We start from the raw sequence: 23,540 nt of genomic DNA, 5'->3' as shown, positions 1-23,540 counted from the left end.
CGTTTAAATATTTGAATGTCAGAAACTTAAATATACGAATTATTGCTATTTTTTACAAAGTTTATCTCAATTATTATCCCGAACTCAGGTTAAATAATAATCCTCAGTTCTTCAGAGCTGAGGATTTTGATTGGCTGCATCAAGCTCAGCTTCACGTCTTGCAATATCTGCCGCCCTTTTCTCCAATTCTTCTTTTTCCTGCTGAAGCTTTTGAAATTCTTTTCTTTTCTGTTCAGCCTTTATAGCGCTCCCTTTACTCACGTATCCTACCATTCCTCCTATAATAAGCCCAATACCAATTCCTCCCAAAATTCCCATAATGTGAGGCATTCCCAAATCATTCAATGTAAAATTATTAGCCGTAAGGTAAAATAAAAGTACCGATAAACTTAAAAGAATAAGTCCTGTAATTGCTAAATTTTTCATAGTAATATATTTAAAGAGATTATAAAAATTAAAAGACCTTACCAAATTTAATAAAATTCAATAAGGCCTTACTCAAGATTAAATTATTTTGTAAAGTGAAAATTTATATTTTTCCTCCTGCAGCTCTGTAATATTCCAAAGCTTTAGGCAAGTCTTTGTTAATATCTGCGATCCTTGTTTCAGGATTCGGGTGAGTAGATAAGAACTCCGGCTGTCTTGCTCCATTCGATGCCGCTTCCATTCTTCCCCAGAAAGGAATTGCTTCCCGAGGATCAAAGCCTGCCATGGACATTAAATAAAGTCCCATTTCATCTGCTTCAGACTCCTGATTTCTTCCATACTTTAGCAGTGCTACCTGCGAACCTATAGGATATACTTTTTCAAAAACATTTGCCCATTGCGCATTAGAGATGGTTCCTCCTAAAATAGCTCCTCCATACTGAGCCACCATTGCCTGAGAAATCCTTTCGTTTCCATGTCCTGCCAAAGCGTGAGAAACTTCGTGTCCCAATACAACGGCAAGTCCGTTTTCGTTTTTAGTAATCGGTAAAATTCCGGTATAGACAGCTACCTTTCCGCCAGGCATACACCATGCGTTAAGTTCATTGCTCTGTATAAGATTAAATTCCCAGCTGTAATTGGCAAGATCTGCAGAACGCCCAATTGACTGATAATATCTTTCTGCAGCAGATTTTATTCTCGATCCAACATTTACAACTCTTTTTGCATCAGCCGTTCCTGATATTACTTTAGATTTATCAAGCGTTGATTTGTATTCCTGAGCAGACATCGTAAGTATTTCCGAATTGTTTGCCAGCTGCAAAGAAGACCTTCCGGTGATTGGGTTCGTAGTACAAGCTACGACAGTAAGAGCGATTGCTCCTATTCCAAAAATGTGTTTTATTTTCATAGTTCGGGTGTATATTTGAAGGTTTACAATTTTTGTTCCAAAATAATTCTGAAACGATATATTTGCATATAATTTGCTATTTAAATTTAATAAATTTTACCCTCATGAAAAAGTATATTTCCATCATATTTGTTTTTGGATTTCTAATGATCTTTCAAAATTGCTCGTCGCAGACGCAACCGGATGCTAAGTCTGTAGAAACTCTTATCAACTCGGATGATTTTTCTTTCCGCGCAGAAAGGGCAACGCCCACGAATTATGATGTTATCAATGTTATGAATTCACTTCCCAATACTACCTCAACAAGAATTCTGGATCTTTCGGGAGGTAATTATTCCATTGACCTGAGAAAAGATAAACTTGATGTTACGTTGCCGTATTTCGGAAGAGTTTTTAATCCAAGCTACGGAAATTCAAATCAGAATAGCTACAGATTTACTTCAAAAGATTTTGTTGTTACTAAATCCCAGGGCAGAAAAGGGAAGTCGATTGTAAAAATTAAAGTAAAAGACCAGTCAACTGTAGATGAAATCACGATTGAGATTTTCAAGAACGGAAAAGCTTTCACCTCAATAAGAAGCAACGACAGGCAGCCGATTTCCTACGACGGATACATTACAAAAAATGAAGAACAGAAAGAAAAGCCTTAAATTAATCTTTAGATAAAAACTTTTCTACAAATAACTTTGCTTCGGTACTGGGATTGGAAACCATGGCCGAAGCATTTTTTTTGTGCCGAATGTACGCTTCTTCCACAGAATTATCTTTCTTCATCATCGACAGGATATATTCCTGAACCCAATATTCAAACCTTTTTTCTGCCTGCTGAGTCCTGACTTCCTCAAATCGGCGGTTTTTCTTTTTCAGATTGATAAAATCATTTATCTTTTCAAAAACTTCGTCCAGTCCCTCATTATTTAACGCAGACCCCAACAAAACGGGAACTTTCCAGTCTTTTTCTTTAGGCGGAATAAAGTCTAGCGCCCGTTTCAATTCCAGTCTGGTATTTTTGGCTTTCTGAAGGTTTTCTTTATCAACTTTATTGATGAAGATCACATCCACCATTTCCATGATTCCACGTTTGATTCCTTGCAGTTCGTCACCGCCACCAATAATCTTTAAAAATAAAAAAACGTCGGTGATATCGGCGACCAAAACTTCAGATTGCCCTACCCCAACGGTTTCAATTAAAATATAATCATACCCCGCCGCTTCGCAGATCATCATCGTTTCAAAAGTTGTATTGGCTACACCGCCCAGAAATCCTGAGCTAGGGGAAGGCCGGATAAAAGCATTCTCTTCTTTGGCGAGTTCCTCCATTCTTGTTTTATCGCCAAGAATACTTCCTTTATTAATCGCCGAGCTTGGATCGATTGCCAAAACAGCTACTTTTTTCCCGTTTTCAATCGCCAGTCTCCCGAAATTTTCTATAAAAGTTGATTTTCCGGCACCCGGAACTCCCGTTATTCCTACTCTGATGGAGTTTCCTGTAAAAGGCATAATCCTTTTCAACAATTCTTCAGCCTGCAAACGATGTTCGGCTTTTTTACTCTCTACTAACGTAATGGCTTTTGCAATCAGGCGTTTGTTTCCTGATCGTATTCCTTCTATTAGCTCTTCTGTAGAAAATTTCATTAATTCAAAAATAAGGATTAATGAATGAATGGTCAATAGGCAATTGATTTTGTCTGATGTTTTTGTGAAAATAATTTTTATTTAAAATTAACGCATCTTCTGTCTCATATTTGAGTTTTATGAATTGGATACACCTTCCTTTACCCAACTCTTGCCTAAGACTTTCCCAACTCCTGCCTAAGAGTTTAGTAACTCTTGCGCACAAGTTACCCAACTCTTGCTTAGGAGTTAATCAAAAGCTGCGCAGCTTTTCAGGAAAACATAAGCATCTTTTTAATGATTGTTATTGTTTAGCTTTCCTAATTTTTATTATTTCTAAATTATAAGCTGCTTTATCAATAAGGAAGGGAAATTGCTACATTTGTTTTAATCAAATAATCTGAACATGAAAAAAATAATTGCTGCAGCATCATTTGCAGCTGTTTTACTGGCATCTTGTACACCAAAAGCTTCTACGGCAACGACTCCGGTAGCTTCAACTTCCACGGCCGAGGAAATCGCGCAGGGGAAAACCATCTTTGAAAACTCATGCGGAAGATGTCATAAACTTCCTGATCCGACTTCCCATACTTCAGTACAGTGGGTTGGGATTATGAACAGAATGGCACCTAAAGCAAAACTTAGCGATGAACAACATCAGTGGGTGTACGATTACATCGTTTCTGTGAAAAAATAATCACTAAAAAATATTATTATGAAAAAATTGATTGTGGGTATGATTCTGTGTTCCGCATCACTGGTTGTGTCATGCGGACCAAAAAGTGTAGCAGTAACAGGGCCGAAATATACTTCCTCAGAGCAGCTGGCTCAGGGAAAAACCATTTTCGAGAACTCATGCAACAGATGCCACAAACTTCCTGACCCTTCAAAACATGACGATCAGGGTTGGCTAAAAACATTAAGCAGAATGGCTCCGAAAGCTAAATTAAGCGAAGACCAGCATCAAATGGTTTATGACTATCTGATTTCGGTTAATAAAAAATAAATTTCACCGCAAAGTTTGGTTTTGATTTAATTAAGCTAAATCAATACGTAATAATTTCGATACTAAAATAAAAGGAGACTTATTTCGTCTCCTTCTTTTTTTTAATTTTATTTTTCTTTGAAATTTTTGATTTTACAAATTTCCTGCGATCCTTTACCAGATTCAGGCTGCATTCGGTAAAGCAATACTTTTCGGCTTCATCCAGAAATTTTACAGCATTGGCAAAACTTCCTCTTTTTTCTGATAGCAGCGATCTGTAGAGCCACAATGTAGCTCTGTCAATACCTTTAATTTTCAATGAATACGCGATCAGCTTGTCGGCTTCGTGAAAATCTTCATTATCCAAAAGACATTTAATGTAGTATTGAGGTGTATTCACATTGGTAATATCACATTGCATAGCTTCCTCATAATACATCTTCGCTTTTTCGTAATCGTTCAGCATTTCGCTGTAAATTCTTCCCATCAGACAAAGACTGTCTGCATCTTCCGGATCATAAGAAAGCGCATAATTCAATGCTTCCAGGCAATCCGGCAAGTAATAAGGATAATTATCCAATGCTTCGAAGTAATATTTACTTTTAGTTAAGGTCATTTCTGTAGTTTTTTAATTCATTTTTCAGTTGGCTTCTTTGCTTTTTGAAAGTTTTTTCCTGATAATTCTTTTTAAAATCTGTCCCGGAAAATGTACGAACCGGATTTCCTCTTTGCACCTGCAAATGATTGTTCCAGGTTTCCTGCATTCTCTTCTGAAGCTGAATGATATTTTGTTCCAGCACTTTTTCTTTCAACCTTTCAACAGAGAGCTTTTTATTTTCAAGTTGCGACCGCGAATCCTGTACGAATACACTTTGCCCTGTCGGGATATGAGTGGCGCGAACAGCCGTGTTTACTTTATTGACGTTTTGCCCGCCGCTTCCCTGGCTTCTCGTCGTCTGAAACTGAATATCTTTTTCATTAAAACTGATTTTCTCCAGACCTGCCAGTTCAAAAACTCCGATAAACCAATTGCTTCTTTTATGCAGTTTGCGGAATGTACTTTTACCTGTCCAGCAAATGCTTCCCAGCCATTCTTTCAAAAATTCATTTACATTTTTTGATTTCAAAAGTAGGGTTACAGATTTCAATGTTAGATTTTCATCACCATTTTCACGGTGAATAATTTCGTAATCTATTCTATTATTTTTTGCTTCCTCAAGAAAGATTTTCAGAACCTTCGCTACTACCCACTGGCATTCTAAAGGTCCTCTTCCTGAGGTGATTTGTATGAGTTTGTCCATTGTTAATTTTTTTGTTGACCGTTGTTAGTTGATGGTTATTAGAAATAGATCATCTATCAACCATCCACAAACAACCAAATTACTTATCCATCCTTACAATTCGAGGTTGAAAAGTTCCGAGAATATCGACCAGTTCACTTTGTGCATTCATGACTTCGTTGATGTCTTTGTATGCCATCGGTGCTTCTTCGGCATTTCCACCCATTAAAGTGACATTCTTTAGTTTTAATTCTTTTTTAATGTCATTTTGGGTGAAAAGACTTCTACATTCACCTCTCGAATGCGCTCTTCCGGCACCGTGTGAAGCGGAGTTCAGCGAATCAGGATTTCCTTTTCCTCGCACGATAAAACCTTTTGCAGTCATAGAACCCGGAATCATCCCAAGTTCGTTTTCATTGGCAGGTGTTGCTCCTTTTCTGTGGACGATCACTTCTTTTCCATTGTGAATTTCTTTCCATGCAAAATTGTGATGGTTTTCAATTCTTGCTTTTACCCTTCCTCCAACAGCTTTCACTAATCTTCTGTGAATATCGTTGTGGCAAGCTGATGCGTAATCTCCTGCGAGATTCATCGCCGTCCAATATTCTAATCCGAGATGGCTATTCAGATCCAGCCAGGCAAAGTTTTGCGCTTCTCTCGGTAATGGACATTGCTCTGTCGCCATCCTTGAATAATATTGCGCAATTTCAGCTCCTAGGCCGCGAGAACCACTGTGTGAAAGAATTCCCAAGTATTTTCCTTTCGGAAGACCAATCTGCTGGTCTTCTTCAGTAATTTCTACTTCACCAAATTCTACAAAGTGATTTCCTCCTCCGGAACTTCCCATCTGTTTGATGGCTTTTCCTTTTAATCTTCTCAAAACCGGAATCATATCGAAAGTATCTCTGTCGAAAATTTCGTGATCGATGTGAGATTTGTGTGTTTCGTACATTCCGAATTTGGTATGTTCGGCAAGCGCTTTTTCATATTTATCTTTTGCGCCGTCGAGATATGAAATTGGAGTATCCAAAATGCTGAGGCTCATTCTGCAGCCAATATCCATGCCGACTCCGTACGGAATCACTGCGTTTTCTACTGCGAGAACTCCACCGATCGGAAGTCCGTAACCGCTATGTGCATCGGGCATCAATGCTCCCTGAACTGCGACAGGAAGTTTCAGTGCGGTGTACAGCTGATTTTTTGCTTCGTCAGAAATATTGTTTCCGAAAATCTGGAAAGAAGCACGGTTTGTATTGAGCATTCTTTTCTCGGTTTTCTTAGATGAAAGCAAAGCTTCTGCGATTTGTCCGAAGGTTAAATCTTTTTCAAAATTCTCCGGACTGATAAGGATTTCTTTTAAAAGAGATTTTACATGATGAATATTTTTGGTTGCAAAATTTCTTTTCATTACCTCCAAAGCGATATTTACACTCTGATTATTTGGATATCCTATTTTTAATATATCTTTTCCTTTAAGTTTTAAATTTCCCATTGTTGTATGATTAAAGATGTTGATTCAAACCTCATAGGTTTTTGAAACCTATGAGGTTTATTAAACGGAACTTTATCCCTAGCCCCGATTGCAGCGGCTACCCCACAGCGAACCTGAAAGGCGAGCGAGGAGTAATAGCGGAAAGCGGGAAATAGCTTCAAATAAAAAATTGTCTGCTACTCGGAAAGCTCCGGAATTTTTATAAATGAGATTTCGGGGGAAACTTTTTTAAGTTTAAAATATTGCGCAATAAAAAACCCGAAATCCTGCGACTTCGGGTTTTGATATTTCATATACTGTTGTTCTAAGAATGTACCAAACCACGAAGCCTTACCACTAAAAGCGGCAATCCTACTGAAGAATTTTGTATTGTTTTGAACATTGCTTCGTTGTTTTTAAATTGGTTAGACTTGATTTTCAGGTGCAAAGATATAATAATTTTGTTTAGAGACAATCTAAATTAAAATTTCACGACTAAATCTTTATATTTTCTAAAGCTGCCAATTAATTCTAAATTCTTATTATCAGGCTGTGAATCATTTAAAATCCCTACTTTTGAATATCAAAATTCAAATGTTTGGTATGTATATGAAGTTTAACATTATTTCTGTAGTTTGCTTATTATTTTTTGGGGCGGCAAATGCTCAAAAGACAAAAATCATTAATGATACGCTGAGCTACGCCAGAAAGTTTGAAACTAATAAAGAAAAATATATAGGGAAACCTTTTTCACTTTTATTAAAGGATATGGCTCTGATGCAGCCTACAAAAGCGAAGTCCGACATCAGAGAGGATAGTGACAATCCGCTTCCCGGAACTATATTTATCTTTTCTGATAAAGATATTAATTCCGAAAAGGAGGTGACAATGGCCATTAAATGGAAGGCAGATGCCGCTCCTACTACCCCTCTGGAGTTTTTTGAGCAGGAGCACAATTACCGCTTTACAGCGAATGAAAAGAATTTTCTGGAGAAAAAGATTGTAAAAGATATCGCTGTCTACAGACGATAAAATAATCTACCACTAATCGAGAAGTTAGCTATTTCCCATTAAAGGAAGACATTGTGTTGTTAATACCCGCAAAAACGAAAGAAAGGGCTGCTTTCGCAAACTTTTCAATTCTTTCCTGAAGGGCGGCAGTTTCTTCTTCATTCCATGTTCCGAGCACATAGTCAACCTGTCTGCCTTCGGAAAAATCGGCAGAAATCCCAAATCGAAGTCTTGCATAATTCTGAGTCTGTAATACTTCATTAATGTTTTTCAGTCCGTTGTGGCCAGCATCAGACCCTTTAGCTTTCATTCTAAGTGTTCCGAAAGGAAGTACCAGATCATCGGTTATAATGAGTACATTTTCCAAAGGAATATTTTCTTTCTGCATCCAGTATCTTACAGCGTTTCCTGAAAGATTCATATAGGTATCGGGTTTTAGTACCAGCACTCTTCTTCCTTTGTATTTTCCGTCTGCCATCCATCCGAAATTAGTAGTATTGAAAGAAACCTCCAGAGTCTCTGCTATTTTATCTGCTACTTTGAATCCTATATTATGACGTGTGTTTTCGTATTCGGCACCTTTGTTTCCAAGACCTACTATTAAATATTTCATTGAGAAATTTTTTGCAAAATTAAGGTATTAAAACAAAAAACTCAACCTAAGAAAAGATTGAGTTTAATAATATTTTTAAAATTGCTCTTACAACGGCTTGTAAATATAATTAACACTAAATCCTCTTTTCATATAGGTCTGAGCATCATAATTATAATTTGTCGAGAAAACAATCGGAGTAGGAACTGGCTGCGTAAGGTCTGAAATCGAATATCTTGTAGGATTATTCGGAGACAGAATGAGGCTTTTGTAATCACCGTAATCCGTTGATAAAATCGAAGATATTTTATAAGCAAAAGGCAAAAGCGTATAAGGATTGATCTGAGCATCGTAATTGGTGTACTCATAACCAAGCTTTTCAGTTGGTGTCCCGAATGCGCCTCCCGTCATAATAGGCCCGTAGTTTCTTACAACTTTAGACACATTATCTCCGGAATATTCATATGAAGTTTCTGAGTAGTCAGTATAATCAATAACTCCGGGAGCCACGTCTCTTGATCTCATTGTGATCTTGCTGAGCTTTGAAGTTGTAGAGCTGTAAACTAAGTTATAAAGTTTTGCTTTTTTTGTAGTAAGCACCCATGGTCCTGCAGGAGTTGTAGGAGGTACAGCAGGAGTTCTGTTGTACACAGAGCGGTTTTCAGAGATAGATTCTAATCTGCCGGTACCGCCATACGTGAACTGTTGTTCGTATGAAGTACTGTCTACATCAAGGGTTCCGTCATTGTCTGAATCCAGAAAACCTCTGAAGGTAATTCTGCTTATTTTATCGCCACTGTACTGTACATCTGTAACAGAAGCTCCTCTTGTCGTTACCTTCGACATTTGCAGACCGTTGTAATAATACGTAGCCAATGTATCTGAATCGGTAATTTCTCTGTAAAGAGCGCGTTTACCGTTCAACCCGGTATTGGTGTTGGTATCGAGCAGCGGATTTCCGTCTTCATCCGCTAAGTCTTTGCAAGAATGAACTGCAGAAACACTTACTATAAGTAAAACAAAATAAAAAAGTCGTTTCATTCCAAATTGGGATTATTTATTTTTCCACAAATATAATTTTTTTTTGAATAAAAATCATGTTTTTATTCCTTTTAAGGCAAAACTATTAAACATAAATTATACTTATAACGGTTTATATACATATTTAATTGCCTGGCTTTGGTCTGAAACAGGATAATTTTGATTATCATACAGATATCCTTTTGGCACACTCACTCCCGGTCCTGCCGGATTAATCAAAGTAATTTTCCCCGGATTGTTGGATGACAACCAACTAGAATTAATAGGAAACAGCGTACCCGTTACCATGAAATATTCTTTTGGTAAAGTGTTGTAAGGATTTATTTTTGAATCATAATTGTCGTATGCATAAGACATTGTCGATGCTGTAGAGGTATCAGGAGCGCTTCCGTTCATAAGCATGGTTGTATATTCTAATTTTGCAACATTGCCGGCTGCGAATGTAAATTTATATTCAAGATAATGGGTATAATCTGCATTTCCGGCAAGCTTTTTCATTTCAACAATTCTGGCAAGCTGCCCATTTGCACCGTAATATACTGTAAAATCGCTATGATTTGGTATTGACATGATAGTCTGATCCATAGTTATTCCGGATAATTTGCCTGCGGTATAGGTAAGAGTGTACAGATTGTCTATAACATGTGGATTAACATTATCCTGATATTTTATTTTTGAAATTTTGTCACCGGAATACGTTACGGTTGCTGTAAGTGTATTGCTGCTTGCTACATCTCTGATAAAAGCCTGAGATAAAAACCCCGAACTGGTTATATATTCTTCAATATTTACATTTCCACTGGTGATTTTACTTAAAATTCTTGGGCCTGTGATTGTGGTACCTGTTGAGTTATTGTTCTGATTCTGATTAGGCGGATCTTCCGTTGTATTGTCGCAGGAAAAAGCAATACTCAGAGCCAAAACAGAAATAGATGATAAAAGGAACTTTCTAATCATAAGTTATTAATTTAAAAGCCCAAATATAATTGATTTTCTGAGATCAGGGGAATTAAATTTTTAAATCAGATTAAATAAACCTTTAATTATTGATAAGACTGTAGCACAGAGGTGGTAAGTATAGATTGAGCCATCGTTTTATTCAGAAAATCATCATTAACAGGAATTCCTATTCCTAATTTTCCCGAGTTTAAATTTCTTTTAGTACAAGCTGCCTTTACCGAATAATTATTTTTCGGCGGAATATTAATGAGTGTTGCATTTAGATTAAATATTTTGTAAGATCCATCTGTACCCAGTACCACATCCGTTCTTACCGCTTTTAATTTATCATCCACAAAAATACCGCATGCAAAGCTGATCGAAGCGCTTCCATTTTCCGTTTTCTGCGCAACAGTCTGAAAGGTAAAAACTATTTTATTCATATTATTGCTTACTGAAAATGTGTCTTGGGTTCCCTGTAATACAGTCCACACATTCGTATCAAGCGCTAAGTTTTCAGCATATGGATTTGTAGATCCACTTGCGCCATCGAACACCGCTCCATTCTGATCTGATCTTGTATTAACAAAAAACATAGACATACTTCCCTGTCCATCAGCGATTTTTATTTCTTTCCAGTCATTTTCCAGAAGAGAGGAATTATTATGAAAAATTGTTCCGGCTACACCAGGATTCCCCTTTACAGTATTTGTACCTCCTGTTCTCAGCGGACCTCTGATATTAAGATCTCCATTGATATCCAAGGCACCTACGGGATTTGCAATTTTAATTCCGACCTGAGCGTTAGCGTACGCAGAAAATAGAGATAAGAGTACAATGAATATTTTTTGCATAATTTAATTTATAATTGTATTAAATACCTGAGGAACCTCATAAACATCTATTCTGAGGGAGGATTGCGTAATAAAGCTGTCTATGTTTGAAGCGACATTAATACCGATTCCTAATCTAGCCTCCGTATTGTAAGATTTTAGCCTTGCGCATGCTACACTTATAGAATGATTGCCTTTAGAAAGGTTTCCTATCATTCCGATCTGGTTATGTGTAAGAAAAGGATAGTTTGCCGAACTGGCTTTTATATTTCCAAGCCTCATATTTGCAAGTTTATTGTCGACAAAAATTCCGCAGCCATAATCTATTGATTGGTCAGTATTACTTTGATTACCCAGAAAATCTGCATGAACAACTGTTTCGAATTGAAAATATGTTTTACTCTGCTCACTATAGACTTCAAATGTTTGTGACAATAGCGGGATTTTTTTAAATAAATTCAAAGTACTTATATTGGCATTCTGTATAAGTGAAGTGGATATCGTAGATCCGTTACTGGATTCTTCAGAAAAACTAAACTCCACCCCGTTTCTATCTGAAAATGAGTTATTATAAATAAGAAAAAATTTATTCTGTTCATAATCAGGGATGCGCAGGCTTTTCCAAATAGGAGGATATCCCTCACCCTGGGACACAAGTATCTGGTCATTGGTTGCCTCCGGGATCGTATTATTGGTAACGTTTAATACTGATAATTTCCCTCTCAGGTTCATATCGCCATTCACATCAAGAATAGCTTTAGGAGATTCTGTCTTTATTCCTATTTGTGCAGAGATCAGAAGACCTGACATAATTGCTATAATTAAAATTAATTTTCTCATTTGGCGCTAAATTTATCAGTTAATAGGTAATGAATTCAATGATATCCATTTTAAATTCAGATTCTAAAGTAAATGCGTTGGAATTTGTATTGCTGTTTGCTATATTACGCCCTATTGTAAATGCTGTATTGATATCTGATGAGTTGATTTTACGACACGCAACCTCAACTTTATGATTCCCTACCGGAACGCTCTGCTCGGTATAATTAAGCGTAAAAATATAATCCTGCATTCCGTTTTTTAGATTATTGTTATTTGATGATATTTTGTCCGGACGAACAGCTACAAGCTTTCCGTTTCTGAAAACACCACAGGTAAAAGTAACACTCTGAGAGGTCGTTGCAGATGGCGCTTTCATCTCTACGCCTGTCTGAAACTGGTAAGTAATTCTGTTATTACCATTTTTAACATCAAAATTAGTTTCAAAAGCATTTATTTTTACCCATTTCCCTTTAGTAAGATCAGTGATATCGTCTCCTACATTGCTTTTATAGACATTATCTGCTGCAATACCTGCAGAGAGACTTGTTATTCCATTACGATCAGACGCTAAATATGTATTGATAAGTTTGTATTGCCCTACTTCTACAAAAGGTACACTCAAAGATTTCCATATGGGAGACAAACCTTCTCCCCGGGAAACCAACACCTGACCGTTCAGTCCCGGATCTCCGGCTTGCGTAGAAGTACCTCCAACTCTAAGCTCTTTTCTTAATGTTGTCGCACCATTTACATCAAGAGTTGCATTTGGAGCATCTGTTTTAATCCCTACCTGAGCATTTATTTTAAATGAAATAAGCAATGCTACTAATATTTTAAATATATATTTTTTCATAATAAGCGATTGCAAATTTAATCAAAATCGCAATAGCCAAATACAAATTTTACTTAAAAATGAAAAAAATAATCAAATCTTCTTTATCAACTTATCATAATATTCAAAATCTTGTACATCAATTTGTTGTAAGCATAGATTTCAGGAGTTTATTTACCTCATCCACATTTTGTATTCTGTCTTTTCTCATCATCAGTTGATTTCCTTCTTTACCTACTTTTTCTTTCAGTTGAGCTTCCGCAGGGTTTTTGGTGAGATAATTTATTATATGTCGGAATTTATCTGTCTGATAAAACTTGTCTTGCGGATTACCGGGGAAATACCCTAAAAAGACACCATTCTTCATGACAATTTTTTCAAATCCGATTTCGGATGCAAGCCATTTTAAACTTACACTTTTTAATAGATTTATCGCCTCTTCCGGTAGATTTCCGAAACGGTCTTTCAGCTCAGATTCAAATTTTTCAAGACTTTTTTCATTGTCGATTTCGGCAAGCTTCTGGTACAGCAACAACCTTTCTTCCGTATTATAGATGTACCAGTCTGGCAGCATCAGTTCAAGATCTGTGTCAATATTAATATCCTTAGTTGTTTTAAAGAGTTTATTCCTTTCCTCTTCATTTTCAAACAGGTTTTCAAATTCCTTATCATCCTTCAGTTCTTCCAACGCTTCCTGCATCAATTTCTGATAAGTTTCAAATCCCATTTCATTAATAAAGCCACTCTGCTCCGCACCCAGCAAATCACCGGCACCTCGAATCTCAAGGTCTTTCATGGCAATCTGAAAACCGCTTCCCAGATCGGAAAACTGCTCAATAGCTTCCAGACGTTTTCGGGCATCAGAGGTCATCATATCATAAGGCGGCGTGATGAGATAACAGAATGCTTTTCTGTTACTTCGCCCAACCCTTCCTCTCATCTGGTGGAGATCTGCCATTCCGAAACGCTGCGCATCATTAATAAAAATGGTATTGGCATTCGGAACGTCCACCCCACTTTCCACAATTGTCGTAGAAACCAACACATCATATTTACCTTCCATAAAATCAAGAACATTTTTCTCCAACTGCTTACCTTCCATCTGCCCGTGGCCTGTAATAACCCTTGCATCCGGAACCAGACGCTGTATCAGTCCTGCAATATCTTTGAGGTTTTCTATTCTGTTGTTAATAAAATACACCTGTCCGTCACGCTGAAGTTCATAAGAAACGGCATCACGAATGATTTCTTCATTAAAACCTACCAACTGCGTTTCAACAGGCTGTCTGTTGGGCGGCGGTGTCTTAATAACCGACAAATCTCTAGCAGCCATTAAAGAAAACTGAAGTGTTCTCGGAATAGGAGTTGCCGTAAGGGTTAAAGTATCGACATTGCTTTTAAGGGTTTTTAATTTATCCTTAACAGATACCCCAAATTTGTGTTCTTCATCAATGATGAGCAACCCGAGGTCTTTGAATTTTACCGAGCTTCCTGCCAGCTGATGGGTTCCGATCACAATGTCTACTTTTCCGTCCTTCAGCGCTTGCATTGTTTCAGATTTTTGTTTTGCCGTTCTGAAACGGTTGATATAATCTACATTTACCGGAAAATCTTTAAGTCTTTCTTTAAAACTTCTGTAATGCTGAAAGGCCAGAATAGTTGTAGGCACAAGAACAGCTACCTGCTTACCGTCAGTTGCTGCCTTAAAAGCTGCCCGGATGGCAACTTCCGTTTTACCAAATCCCACGTCTCCGCAGACAAGTCTGTCCATCACAGTATCTGCTTCCATGTCCTTTTTTACATCAATGGTTGCTTTTTCCTGATCGGGAGTATCTTCATAAATGAAACTTGCTTCCAGTTCATTCTGCAAATAAGAATCTGGTGTATAGGCAAAGCCTTTTGCAGTTTTTCTTTGTGCGTAAAGTCTTATAAGATCGAAAGCGATTTGTTTTACTTTAGCTTTTGTTTTTTGCTTTAAAGACTTCCAGCTTGGAGATCCCAGTTTACTCAGAACAATTTCACGCCCTTCAGGACCATTATATTTGGAAATCTTGTGAAGTGAATGGATGCTTACATAAAGCAGGTCTCCGTTTTTATAAGTAAGTTTAAAACATTCCTGGATTTTACCGTCATTATTCACCTTTACCAATCCCATGAATTTTCCGATTCCATGATCGATATGAGCAATATAATCCCCTATTTTGAGGGACATTAAATCTTTTAATGTAAGCTGTTCCGATTTGGCAAATGTATTTTTTGCTTTGTACCGCTGGTAACGGTCGAAAATCTGATGATCTGTGTACACCAGCAATTTATGGCCGTGATCTACAAATCCTTCGTGGAGCTCAGATTTAAAACTTTTAAAAGGAAGCTGATGTTCCAGTTCCTCGAAGATAGACTCCAGCCGTTCTTTCTGCTTTTCTCCTGAAAAAGAAATCCAGGTATCAAATCCTTCGCCTTGTTTTTCTTCAAGATCTTCAATTAATAATTCAAAATTCTTATGAAAAGATGGCTGAGGAATCTGATCTATTTTAATCTCTTCCAGCTCGATCAAGCCTTCAATGGAAAAACTTCCGAAATCTACTGTTTTAAACTTTTTATAATCAAATAAAAATTCCTGATCGGAAATAAAAAGTTCCTGGGGCGTTCTGTGCGCGATATCTTTATTTAAAGTATCATATTTTTCCAATGCCCTTTCGTAGAAGGTTTTCAGTTTTTGCATAGCTGTAATCCCATTTTTAGAAACGACTATGCTTTCTTTTGGTAATAACTGCAGCAAAGAAACCCTGCTTCCGGTAACTGTGAAATTCATATTGGAAACCAGCTGAAAATCTTTTACTTTATCTACTGAAAGCTGTGTTTCGATATCAAAAGTTTTAATGCTTTCAATCTCGTTACCGAAAAAAGTAATACGGTAAGGCTTTTCATTGGAGAAAGAAAATACATCTACAATTCCTCCTCTCACAGAAAATTCTCCGGGTTCTGAAACAAAGTCGGTCTGCTGAAAATTGTAGTGGTTCAGTAATTCATCCACAAAATCAAAATCAAGCTGATCTCCTGTTTTTATATGATGTGAAATCGCTTTGAAATCTTCTTTTTTTAAAACCTTTTCAGAAAGTGCACCGGCATAGGCAACAATTACTTTAGGAGATTTTTCCGAGGTAATTTTATTGATGGCTTCAGTTCTTAAAACCAGGTTTGCATTCTGTGTTTTTTCTACCTGATAAGGCTCCATGTGTGTGGCCGGAAAGTACAAAACCTTATCTTTTCCCAGAAGATCTTCCATTTCTGTATTGGCATACAGCGCATCCTCTTTATCATCAATAATATAAAGAATGTGCTTTTTATGGGTAAGAAAAAGTTCCGCAACAAAAACAGAGACAGCAGATCCGGCGCTGCCTTTTACGGATATATGTTGATGATTTTCCAGCTGAATGAAAATTTCTTTTCCAAATTCTTTCTGAAGCAGATCCGGAAGAAACTTTTCACTGATTGTTTTTAACTGCATAAATAATTCTGTATAAACGGCAAAAGCGATTTCGGGAGTTTTCCGAAACCGTTTGATTGTTACAAAGATAAGACTTATTAATCTTTTAAAAGGTATTGCTATCTATTAATGATATCAAAAACCCCCGTGGTTCTTAATTTATATTAAAATCCAAAATAAAAAGTTAAAATATAATTCACTTTTTTAAATGGCATATTGTTTGAAAAAACTACACTACCAAATTAAAAGAAATATTATTATGAAAAAAGCAATCAGAATTTTAGGAATGTTGGTCTTAGTATTTTTTGCAGTCACGACCATCACATCATGCAGCGATGACGACGATCCTGCGAACAACGACTTTTTTGCAGGTACCTACAAAGGAAGTGTAGGATATGCTGACGGAGACACAAATATCAATTCAGATGACGGAAGTGTATTTGTAACAAAGATCGCGAGTGGAACAAAGTATAACTTCGCTTTCTCAAACGGAATTCCGGATCTTAACGGAATAGAATTTAATCAGCAGGGAGATAATACGCTGGTAATGGTAGGATCTACCGCAACTTCTTATATCAGAATTGACAATAATGAGCTAAAAATATTATATATAAAAGACGGTAAAACGTGGACGGCCAATTGTACACGATAACCAACTTTTCATACATTATGTTAGAGCCTGCTTTTCTTTATTTAAGGAAAGCAGGTTTTGTTTGTAATGCCTTTCTGCAAAGGAGTATTTAATATTTTTTTAAGCTGTGATAAACTTTAGTTAAGTTTCTGAAATTGAGTTTTCAGGTCACAAATTTGCATAACTTTGAATCAAGAAACAAGAAAAAAAATTCTTATGAAAAAGTTATTATCTGCAATGTCCATCGTATTAGGTCTTGGACTTGCAACAGCACAGAACGCAGCTCCAACTCCTCACCAAACTGCAAAACCAGCGAAAGCTGCAACAGCAAAAATGAAAAAAGAGGAAACAAATGACAACAAAAGTAAAGAAAGCAAAAAACTTAAAAAAGAAGAAAAACACGACAAGAAACACAAGGAAACTAAGTAATACTCAATAATAGTTGTTATTTTCATAATCAAATTTCGAAGAACCGATGACCACTCATTCATCGGTTTTTTTATTGTATAATGTTCATCAATTAGTACAGATTATTTATAAATTTGATGCATGCTAAACTTCTTAAAGAAAAATATAGCGCTGCTTTGGGCAAAAAAGCATGTGCATGAGGCTGAAGAAATAAAAAAAAATGCTAAAAGCAATCAGGAGCAGCTGCTACTTTCCCTTGTAAATACCGCTAAAAAAACACTTTTCGGGAGAGAACACGATTTCGAAAATATTCATTCTGTCGCCGATTTTCAGGAGAAAGTTAAAATTTCGGATTATGAAGACCTGAAACCTTATATAGAAAGAGTAAAAAAAGGACAGGCAAACATCCTTTGGACAGACATCCCGGACTATTTTGCTAAAACTTCCGGAACAACATCTGGCGCAAAATACATTCCTATTTCAAAAGAAGGAATGCCTTATCAGGTAAAAGCAGCCCAAAGCGCACTTTTTCATTATATCGCTAAAAAAAACAATGCAGATTTTGTAAACGGTAAAATGATTTTCTTACAGGGAAGTCCGGAACTCGAAGAGGTTTTCGGGATAAATACCGGGCGACTTTCAGGGATTGTAGCTCACCACATTCCAAAATATCTGCAGAAAAACAGACTGCCTAGCTGGGAAACCAATATTATGGAAGACTGGGAAGCTAAAGTTGACAAAATCGTGGAAGAAACTGAAAAAGAAAATATGACGCTGATTTCCGGGATTCCGCCATGGCTGATTATGTATTTTGAAAAACTTGTCGAAAAACACGGTAAAAAAATCAAGCAAATCTTTCCAAATCTCCAGCTTATCGTTACAGGAGGAGTGAATTATGAACCTTACCGAGATAAAATGGAAGAGCTTTTGGGAGGCAAAGTGGATATTGTTCAGACTTTTCCCGCTTCGGAAGGTTTTTTTGCATTTCAGGATGATTATACCAAAGAAGGCTTGTTGCTTTTAACCAATCAAGGAATATTTTATGAATTTGTTCCTTTGGAAGAATATGGCAAACCAGACGCGAGAAGATTAACATTAAAAGAAATTGAACTCAATAAAGATTATGCTTTAGTTATAACGACAAATTCCGGTCTTTGGGCATATTCTATCGGTGATGTTGTGAGATTTATTGACAAAAATCCGCACAGGATTGTAGTAAGTGGCAGAACAAAACATTTTACTTCAGCTTTTGGTGAGCATGTCATTGCTTTTGAAGTCGAGGAAGCTATGAAAGCTACTTTAGAAAAATATCCTGCACAGATTACAGAATTCCATCTTGCGCCACAGGTAAATCCGGCAGAAGGACTTCCTTATCATGAGTGGTTTATTGAATTTGAAAAGAGCCCTGAAAATTTGGAATTATTCAGAAACGAACTGGACAATCAGCTGAGAAAACGTAATTCTTATTATGATGACCTGATCTCAGGAAGTATTCTTCAAAAATTACATATTACAAGCTTAAAGAAAAATGCTTTTCATGAATATGCCAAATCACAAGGAAAACTGGGCGGGCAAAATAAAACGCCAAGACTTGCCAATGATAGAAAAGTTGCAGAATTATTGGAAATATATAAACTTTAAGTACATTTTTTCAATTCCGGAAACATATATTCGAAAAAAATTATAAATTTGGAAAACTAAAAAAATTTTAATGAAAGCATCTGTACTTTTAAAATCATCTTTACTGACATCTTTATTTGTAATTTCATCTTGTGCAACCACAAAATATGGTATGGATACTGCAAAAAATGATTATTCTAATCTTGAGGCAGGAAAAATGTACACTGTGATGATGAGAGATGGTTCAAAAAATCAAAAAATGTTATTCCGTAACGTAGAAGGCGATAATATTATCGGAACAGCCGGCAAAAAAGACAGTACAGTTGTTACCATTCCGAAATCTAATGTTGCAGCCGTGAGAGACAGCAGAAAAGCAAAAACCATAATAGGAGCTTCAGTGATCGGGGCTGCCGGTGTTGCAGCTTTAGTGATAAGCGCTTCTCGTGCAGACAAGTAAAATAGATTTTATCTTTTAGAAATCATATAATTTTTCATTTAAAAATACAATATATCTATAGCCTTAAATCAATATTTGAGGCTATTTTTGCGGGATGATTTCTTTCACCCCGTTACAGACATTGAAAAATGTCGAGTTCAGAAACCTTCTTACGGGAAGATTTTTTATTGTACTTGCCTTCAGAATGCTTGCCACTTTATTGGGATGGTGGGTGTATCAACTTACCAAAGACCCTTTTTCAATAGGCCTCATTGGGCTTTCAGAAGTAATTCCGGCAGTAACCTGCGCTCTGTATGCAGGACATGTGATCGACATGAATGAAAAGAAAAAATTACTACTGATCTGTAATTATGCTTACATTTTCTTAATAGGATTACTATTAATTCCTGCTTTTTTTAATGTGGAAATTCATTTTACCCCACATCAGATTACCTACTTCATTTACGGGGTGATTTTCTTCACAGGAATTGCCAGAGCCTTCATTGGTCCGATCGTACCTTCGATGATTCCTAAAATTGTAAAGAAAGAAAACTTACCCAATGCCGTCACTCTAAACCAGGCGACATTTCTTATCTCATCAGTTTGCGGACATGCCGCTGGGGGATTTCTGATCGGATACTTTGGTGTTAAATGGACTTTGGTAGTCATTATTTCACTGATATTTTTAGCATCATTATTCTTTTTTCATTTAAATAAACAACATTCCGAATACAAAAAAGAAAATATTAACGTTATAGAAAGTATGCGGGAAGGGATTTCCTACATTTTCAAGACAAAAGAAATCCTAGGAGCTCTTTGCCTTGATATGTTTGCCGTGCTTTTCGGAGGCGCAGTCGCAATGATTCCGGTGTATGCTACCGATATTCTGAAAGTAGGCGCAGAAGGCTTTGGATTGCTGAATGCAGCTTCGGATATAGGATCAATGTGTATTATTACCATTCTGTCGATTATTCCACTGAGAAAGAATCAGGGTAAAATCTTACTGGGTGTGGTAACGGGATTTGGTCTTTGTATCATCGGATTTGGTTTGTCTCATTTATATTGGCTCTCCTTTATTTTCCTGATGATGAGCGGAATGCTGGATGGGATTTCTGTAGTAATACGCGGAACAATCGTTCAGCTGAAAACTCCAGATAAGATCAGAGGCAGAGTATTGAGCGTGAATTCAATATTTATTATGTCGAGCAATGAAATGGGACAGTTTGAAAGCGGCCTTTCTGCAAAATTACTAGGCGTAGTGCGCTCTGTAGTCTTTGGCGGAACCATGACTGTACTAATTGCATTAGTAGTTGGAGCAACCAATTCAAAGCTAAGAAAAATGCAATATTAATTTAATAAACCTTATTTTATTAAATTAATTTCAAAAACTTTAATTTAAAATTAATAATTTTTTATATTTGTGATTTAAAATTCCCTTACATGAAAAAAACTCTACTAATTTGTTTTTGTGTAGTAGGCTTTTGCTTACAGGCACAAACCTTCAGTGAAAAAGACTTCAAACAAACTGTTTCGCAGTTAAACACAGCTAAAACAGAAAGTGATTATGAAAACGCTTTTCAGAAATTTTCCAAGTTTACCTCTACAAAAACGACGGATAGATGGGAAGCATATTATTATGCAGCGACAGCTACATATATGGAGGCAGAGCTACAGCTTCAGAAAAACCCGTCCATAGATGTTTCAAACTTAAGCGGTCTCGCAAAAAAATATGCTGACGGCGGCTATTCTGATTCAAAACAAAATAACGCTGAAACTGATATTTTACTAGGCTTGATTGCCTTTCAGAAAACTCAGGGCACAGGAGTAAAAGATGTTCAGAATAATTTGGATATTGTTTCGCAAATGATAGCTAGAGCTGAAGCTGTTTCGCCAGATAATCCAAGATTAGCTATTCTAAAGGCTAAATTGGAAGAAAGATCCGGCAATAAAGAAAATGCTGAAAAGTTGTTTAAGAAAGCATTGACGGGGCTTGGAATAAAAAGCAATGCATCTGCTCCTACATGGGGAAGACAGCTAATTCCATCAATGAATTAATCTTCGGATTAAAATCTTAAAACGACTAAAATGAAAAAAGCTTTATACATTTTTCTAATTGTATTATCACAAGTCATTTTTGCACAATCCAGCTCGGATTGTGGTGGAAATGTACAAGTCTGCGGGAATACTCCAATTTCTTTTACACCAACAGGCCCAGGAAATATCCTGGAAGACCTTGGAGGTTGTCTTACAGATGACGAGAATTTTTCGATCTGGTACACATTTACCGTTGCAACTTCAGGAACACTGACTTTTGTTATTAATCCTAATGTATTTGCTGATGATTACGACTGGGCAGTGTACGGCCCTAACAAAACTTGTGGCAGCCTGGGAGCCCCTATAAGATGTAACTTCTCTGGAGCTGATGGTCCCACAGGACTTAATATGACCGCAACAAATACTACTGCTGGCGGTGGAGGCTCTCCTTTCTGTGCATATATGAATGTTATTGCCGGTGAAACTTATTATCTTGTTGTTGATAATTTTTTATCTACAGCCAACGGCTTTGTGTTGACATGGGGAGGAACTGCAACTTTGGTTTCGCCATTTAACAGTGCTTATCAACCCTATCCTTTTATGGAGCCAGGAGATCCGGGGCCAACTCCGAATTCACCTAGAGAAGTAATTGTTTGCTCAAATCCGGCTGTTTTTGATTTTACAACCCTTACAGCAGGTATTGTGAATAATAATCCAAACTTTGATGTTTCTTATTATTACAATTCTAATGATGCCATTTCAGGGAACAACCCTATCACCACGCCTATAACAGTCAATACAACCGACACTTATTATTACGCAATAACTTATTCTGTCCCGGGTGCTCCGGCTACAGCGATCAACAGGTGCAGAATTCCAGGGAACTTTAAATTTGTACAGAGGGCTATTACAGGTACTAATGTGACTCTTACAAAGTGTAATAACAATAATATGGGTACTGCCGTTTTTGATCTTACTACGGCTAATGTAATTGCAGACCCTAATGTTACAAAAAAATATTATCCTACAATTACTGATCTCAATGCGGGTACAAATGAAATTACCAATCCTTACCAATATGTTTCTGCAGGAGGTGATGTATATGTTTTACTAACTTCACAATACGGATGTAAAGCTACTGCAAAAATTACATTAGCCTTCTTCCCTGTTGTTACGGTAACTGAAGCAACCCTAAGATCATGCTTTATTGAGACAAATCCTGCTACGGCATCTTTTGATCTTACTACAGCTCCGGTAACTACACAGACAGGAACAAAGACATACTTCCCTTCGATGGCAGATGCTGTTGCAGGAACGAATGAAATTTTAAACTCTAGCACCTACATTTCTCCAAATGGAGTAGTCTTCATAAAAGTGACAGACGGAAATGGTTGTTATGGCGTTGCAAAAGTAAATCTGGTGGTTCTTCCTCCTGTCTATTCAAATGTTTTGGAAGATAAAATTATCTGTATGGAAGATAAAACCACTTTGGATGCAGGACCAGGGTTTAATGGCTATGAATGGAGTACAGGCGCTACAACTCAGACTATCAGCAATGTTAGTGTAGGTACTTACTGGGTTGAGCTTAAGACAGGAGATTGCGTTACCAGACAAACAGTAAAAGTATATCCTTCTGAACAGCCCGTTATTTCAAATGTTGACATTACAAATAATACAATTACAGTAAATGTAATTGGAGGAACGGCTCCGTACAAATATTCTCTTGATGGCATCAACTGGCAGGATTCAAATGAATTCAAGAATGTAGCAAGAGGTGATAATATGGTATATGTAAAAGATGCATATGACTGTGAACCTATTACAGTAACAGTAGTTGTCCCTAATCTTGTAAATGTCATTACTCCGAATGGAGACGGTGTAAATGATGTGATCGACTATTCAGCTTTGGCCAGCAAGAAAAATCTGGTACTAAGTATTTTCGACAGATACGGCGTAAAAATAGGACAGGCAGATAAATTCAACGGATACAAATGGGATGGAACCACAGCAGGCAAAAAAGTATCTACCGGCACTTATTGGTACACCGTTACATGGAATGAAAATGACAAAAAAAATACGCCATTCAAATTCTCAGGATGGGTAATGGTGAAAAACAGAGAATAGAATACTAAATATTGAAGAAAAAACCGCTTTCTCGAGCGGTTTTT

24 protein-coding genes are annotated in these 23,540 nt (G+C 36.8%); 11 read left to right on the top strand and 13 right to left on the bottom strand.

Features of this window, described 5'->3' with window-relative positions:
- Positions 1–111 precede the first annotated feature (111 nt).
- Both BLR30_RS17155 and BLR30_RS17150 read right to left on the bottom strand, forming a co-directional pair.
- Positions 112–426 carry a hypothetical protein gene (locus BLR30_RS17155; RefSeq protein WP_089861534.1) on the bottom strand — a complete coding sequence of 105 codons (315 nt, stop codon included), beginning with the start codon at positions 424–426 and terminating at the stop codon, positions 112–114.
- 103 nt (positions 427–529) lie between these two features.
- On the bottom strand, positions 530–1,336 hold the full coding sequence (locus tag BLR30_RS17150) for a M48 family metallopeptidase (RefSeq protein WP_089861532.1): 807 nt from the start codon (positions 1,334–1,336) through the stop codon (positions 530–532).
- A gap of 104 nt (positions 1,337–1,440) precedes the next feature.
- Here BLR30_RS17150 and BLR30_RS17145 point away from each other — a divergent pair, with 104 nt between their 5' ends.
- On the top strand, positions 1,441–1,986 hold the full coding sequence (locus BLR30_RS17145; RefSeq protein ID WP_089861530.1) for a DUF4251 domain-containing protein: 546 nt from the start codon (positions 1,441–1,443) through the stop codon (positions 1,984–1,986).
- Position 1,987: 1 nt separating this feature from the next.
- Here BLR30_RS17145 and meaB read toward each other — a convergent pair whose 3' ends face one another.
- Entirely contained in the window at positions 1,988–2,971 is a 984-nt protein-coding gene (gene meaB, locus BLR30_RS17140) for a methylmalonyl Co-A mutase-associated GTPase MeaB (RefSeq protein ID WP_089861528.1), read from the bottom strand.
- Between the two features lie 385 nt (positions 2,972–3,356).
- On the opposite strand from meaB, the gene BLR30_RS17135 reads away from it, so the two are divergent.
- On the top strand, positions 3,357–3,647 hold the full coding sequence (locus BLR30_RS17135; protein WP_089861526.1) for a c-type cytochrome: 291 nt from the start codon (positions 3,357–3,359) through the stop codon (positions 3,645–3,647).
- An 18-nt stretch (positions 3,648–3,665) separates the two neighbouring features.
- Entirely contained in the window at positions 3,666–3,956 is a 291-nt protein-coding gene (locus BLR30_RS17130; RefSeq protein ID WP_089861524.1) for a cytochrome C, read from the top strand.
- 79 nt (positions 3,957–4,035) lie between these two features.
- Here the strand turns inward: BLR30_RS17130 and BLR30_RS17125 are convergent, their stop codons facing one another.
- The 3 genes from BLR30_RS17125 to BLR30_RS17115 all read right to left on the bottom strand — a co-directional run bounded on the left by BLR30_RS17125 (position 4,036) and on the right by BLR30_RS17115 (position 6,707).
- Entirely contained in the window at positions 4,036–4,551 is a 516-nt protein-coding gene (locus BLR30_RS17125; RefSeq protein ID WP_089861522.1) for a tetratricopeptide repeat protein, read from the bottom strand.
- Positions 4,538–5,236: a peptide chain release factor H gene (gene prfH, locus BLR30_RS17120; protein ID WP_089861520.1), complete on the bottom strand. Its 699-nt coding sequence runs from the start codon at positions 5,234–5,236 to the stop codon at positions 4,538–4,540. The genes BLR30_RS17125 and prfH overlap by 14 nt, the downstream gene beginning before the upstream one ends.
- A gap of 79 nt (positions 5,237–5,315) precedes the next feature.
- A complete protein-coding gene (locus tag BLR30_RS17115) occupies positions 5,316–6,707 on the bottom strand; it encodes an RtcB family protein (protein WP_089861518.1) in 1,392 nt (463 codons plus the stop codon).
- A gap of 588 nt (positions 6,708–7,295) precedes the next feature.
- Between BLR30_RS17115 and BLR30_RS17110 the strand changes: the two genes are divergently transcribed.
- Entirely contained in the window at positions 7,296–7,718 is a 423-nt protein-coding gene (locus tag BLR30_RS17110; RefSeq protein WP_139164657.1) for a hypothetical protein, read from the top strand.
- Between the two features lie 28 nt (positions 7,719–7,746).
- Here BLR30_RS17110 and pth read toward each other — a convergent pair whose 3' ends face one another.
- The 7 genes from pth to mfd form a co-directional block, all read right to left on the bottom strand.
- Complete coding sequence (gene pth / locus BLR30_RS17105; protein WP_089861514.1) at positions 7,747–8,310, bottom strand: aminoacyl-tRNA hydrolase; 564 nt, start codon at positions 8,308–8,310, stop codon at positions 7,747–7,749.
- A gap of 87 nt (positions 8,311–8,397) precedes the next feature.
- Positions 8,398–9,330 carry a hypothetical protein gene (locus tag BLR30_RS17100; protein WP_089861512.1) on the bottom strand — a complete coding sequence of 311 codons (933 nt, stop codon included), beginning with the start codon at positions 9,328–9,330 and terminating at the stop codon, positions 8,398–8,400.
- Positions 9,331–9,432: 102 nt separating this feature from the next.
- Positions 9,433–10,287, bottom strand: coding sequence for a hypothetical protein (locus BLR30_RS17095; RefSeq protein WP_089861510.1), 855 nt, complete (start codon positions 10,285–10,287; stop codon positions 9,433–9,435).
- Positions 10,288–10,373: 86 nt separating this feature from the next.
- Positions 10,374–11,123 (bottom strand): hypothetical protein, encoded by a 750-nt coding sequence (locus BLR30_RS17090; protein ID WP_089861508.1) that lies wholly within the window; start codon positions 11,121–11,123, stop codon positions 10,374–10,376.
- Between the two features lie 3 nt (positions 11,124–11,126).
- Positions 11,127–11,942 carry a hypothetical protein gene (locus BLR30_RS17085; RefSeq protein ID WP_089861505.1) on the bottom strand — a complete coding sequence of 272 codons (816 nt, stop codon included), beginning with the start codon at positions 11,940–11,942 and terminating at the stop codon, positions 11,127–11,129.
- A 19-nt stretch (positions 11,943–11,961) separates the two neighbouring features.
- The gene (locus BLR30_RS17080) at positions 11,962–12,777 is read right to left on the bottom strand and encodes a hypothetical protein (RefSeq protein ID WP_089861503.1); all 816 of its coding nucleotides are present in this window, start codon (positions 12,775–12,777) and stop codon (positions 11,962–11,964) included.
- 118 nt (positions 12,778–12,895) lie between these two features.
- On the bottom strand, positions 12,896–16,264 hold the full coding sequence (gene mfd / locus BLR30_RS17075; protein ID WP_089861501.1) for a transcription-repair coupling factor: 3,369 nt from the start codon (positions 16,262–16,264) through the stop codon (positions 12,896–12,898).
- A 238-nt stretch (positions 16,265–16,502) separates the two neighbouring features.
- Here mfd and BLR30_RS17070 point away from each other — a divergent pair, with 238 nt between their 5' ends.
- The 7 genes from BLR30_RS17070 to BLR30_RS17040 all read left to right on the top strand — a co-directional run bounded on the left by BLR30_RS17070 (position 16,503) and on the right by BLR30_RS17040 (position 23,496).
- On the top strand, positions 16,503–16,895 hold the full coding sequence (locus tag BLR30_RS17070; RefSeq protein WP_089861499.1) for a hypothetical protein: 393 nt from the start codon (positions 16,503–16,505) through the stop codon (positions 16,893–16,895).
- Positions 16,896–17,090: 195 nt separating this feature from the next.
- Positions 17,091–17,303 carry a hypothetical protein gene (locus BLR30_RS17065; protein WP_089861536.1) on the top strand — a complete coding sequence of 71 codons (213 nt, stop codon included), beginning with the start codon at positions 17,091–17,093 and terminating at the stop codon, positions 17,301–17,303.
- Between the two features lie 120 nt (positions 17,304–17,423).
- The gene (locus tag BLR30_RS17060; RefSeq protein ID WP_089861497.1) at positions 17,424–18,923 is read left to right on the top strand and encodes a GH3 auxin-responsive promoter family protein; all 1,500 of its coding nucleotides are present in this window, start codon (positions 17,424–17,426) and stop codon (positions 18,921–18,923) included.
- A 70-nt stretch (positions 18,924–18,993) separates the two neighbouring features.
- Positions 18,994–19,359 (top strand): hypothetical protein, encoded by a 366-nt coding sequence (locus BLR30_RS17055; RefSeq protein WP_089861495.1) that lies wholly within the window; start codon positions 18,994–18,996, stop codon positions 19,357–19,359.
- A gap of 94 nt (positions 19,360–19,453) precedes the next feature.
- Positions 19,454–20,689 (top strand): MFS transporter, encoded by a 1,236-nt coding sequence (locus BLR30_RS17050; RefSeq protein ID WP_089861493.1) that lies wholly within the window; start codon positions 19,454–19,456, stop codon positions 20,687–20,689.
- A gap of 89 nt (positions 20,690–20,778) precedes the next feature.
- Positions 20,779–21,393 carry a tetratricopeptide repeat protein gene (locus BLR30_RS17045; RefSeq protein WP_089861492.1) on the top strand — a complete coding sequence of 205 codons (615 nt, stop codon included), beginning with the start codon at positions 20,779–20,781 and terminating at the stop codon, positions 21,391–21,393.
- Positions 21,394–21,423: 30 nt separating this feature from the next.
- Positions 21,424–23,496: a T9SS type B sorting domain-containing protein gene (locus BLR30_RS17040; protein WP_089861490.1), complete on the top strand. Its 2,073-nt coding sequence runs from the start codon at positions 21,424–21,426 to the stop codon at positions 23,494–23,496.
- The last annotated feature ends 44 nt before the right edge of the window (positions 23,497–23,540 follow it).

It is taken from the genome of Chryseobacterium taeanense (assembly GCF_900099685.1).
GTDB classification, from domain to species: Bacteria; Bacteroidota; Bacteroidia; order Flavobacteriales; family Weeksellaceae; genus Chryseobacterium; species Chryseobacterium taeanense.
This window is presented reverse-complemented; position numbering and strand designations above follow the sequence as displayed.